The following is a 1569-nucleotide window of genomic DNA, read 5'->3' as shown; positions in this document are numbered from 1 at the left end:
TAGTACTCCAGCCGGACTTTGATGTTTTGCCTGGTCAACGGCTTGGGTTTGGGGAGTGTAGTGGGGTGGTGCTGGAAGCGGGGCGGGTTCGCCGGGCCTGTCCCGCGAACGAGTGCCCTCGCCGTGTGTAGTGGCATCGGCGGGCTCTGGCCTGGTGCCGACGGCGCCATCGTGACCAGTTCATCGAGTGGTTGCCCTGTGCCGCAGGATGTCGGTGGGCAGCTGCCAGCAGACGGCGAATCTCGGCTGGTGTGAGGTCCACGAGGTCGGGAGTGTCCCGCTCGGTTCCCCTTTTTCCCTCGCGCGGGCGGCGGTGACGGCCAGGAACGCGTGGGCGAGCATGGCGAGAGTGATGTGCCGGTGCCAGCCGGTGTAGCGGCGGACTTCGTACTGGTCCAGGCCGCACTCGTTCTTCGCGCTCTGGAAGCACTCCTCGATCTTCCAGCGGCAGCCGGCGATCCGCACCAGGTCGGCGAGGGTTGCCTGCAGGGGTGCCGAGGCCAGGAAGTAGGCCAGCTCGTCCGGCTTGGTGATGCTGCGGCGGGCGAGCATCCATCGCTGGTGGGTAGGCTCGTCACCGTCGAATTCCCAGACAGCCGGCAGCCGGGCTGCGGCCCAGTCGTAGATTCGGGGCCCCTTGGCGCCGTCGCCGCAGGAGAGCCGCTGCCATGCTTCGGCAGGAGCCTGGCCGATGAGATGGTCGATGCGGGGGCCGTGGACCTGCTGGGACTTCGGCACGGCCATGACGTAGGACAGGCCGACGTCTTCCAGGAACCGGCGGAAGCGGGAGTCCTGCCCGTAGGCGGCATCCGCGGTGACCCAGGCGACGGGCAGCGGGGAGGCGAGTGCACGCAGGACCATGGTGCGGGCCAGGTCGTTCTTCGTCGCGAAGCCACGATCGCTGGGGATCTTGGCAGCGCGGCAGCGTTCTGCGTCGTCGGTCCAGGACTTGGGCAGGTAGAGCTCGCGGTCGACCAAGGCGCGGCCCAGAGTGGTGGCGTAGGCGGCGAAGACACCGATCTGGCAGTTCTCGGTACGGCCGGCGGTGCCGGAGTACTGCCGTTGCACCCCGGCTGAAGTGACACCCTTCTTGACGAAGCCGGTGTCGTCGATGATCAGGACACCGTCGTCGTCGCCGAGGTGCTCGGCGACGTAGCCCTGCAGGTCATCACGGACCTCGTCGGCCTCCCACCTGCTTTTCGCCAGGAGGTGCTGCAGTCCGTCCGGCGTGGAGTGCCCGGCGAACTCGGCCAGTTGCCAGGAGTTCTTGCGGCCCACCGGGCCGATCAGACCACGGACGTAGTCCCGCATCCGGCGTCGCGGCTCAACACGTGAGAAGCGGTGCCCGACTTGCAGGAAGAGTTCTTCCAGTTCCTGTTCCCACTCATTGGCGGGTACGTCATCAGTCACCCATGGTGGCTGTCCAGCCCGATATCACTACACACGGCGCAGCCACTCCTTCGCGGGACAGGCCCGGCGAACCCGCCCCGCTTCCAGCACCACCCCACTACACTCCCCAAACCCAAGCCGTTGACCAGGAAAAACATCAAAGTCCGGCTGGAGTACTAG

General features: G+C 66.8%; 1 protein-coding gene. It reads right to left on the bottom strand.

Annotated elements, in window-relative coordinates:
- Window positions 1-180: 180 nt before the first annotated feature.
- A complete protein-coding gene (locus ACLJWH_RS41925) occupies window positions 181-1410 on the bottom strand; it encodes an IS701 family transposase (protein ID WP_411147066.1) in 1230 nt (409 codons plus the stop codon).
- Window positions 1411-1569 lie beyond the last annotated feature (159 nt).

The organism is Streptomyces sp. x-80 (assembly GCF_046549095.1).
Taxonomy (GTDB): domain Bacteria; phylum Actinomycetota; class Actinomycetes; order Streptomycetales; family Streptomycetaceae; genus Streptomyces; species Streptomyces celluloflavus.
This window is presented reverse-complemented; position numbering and strand designations above follow the sequence as displayed.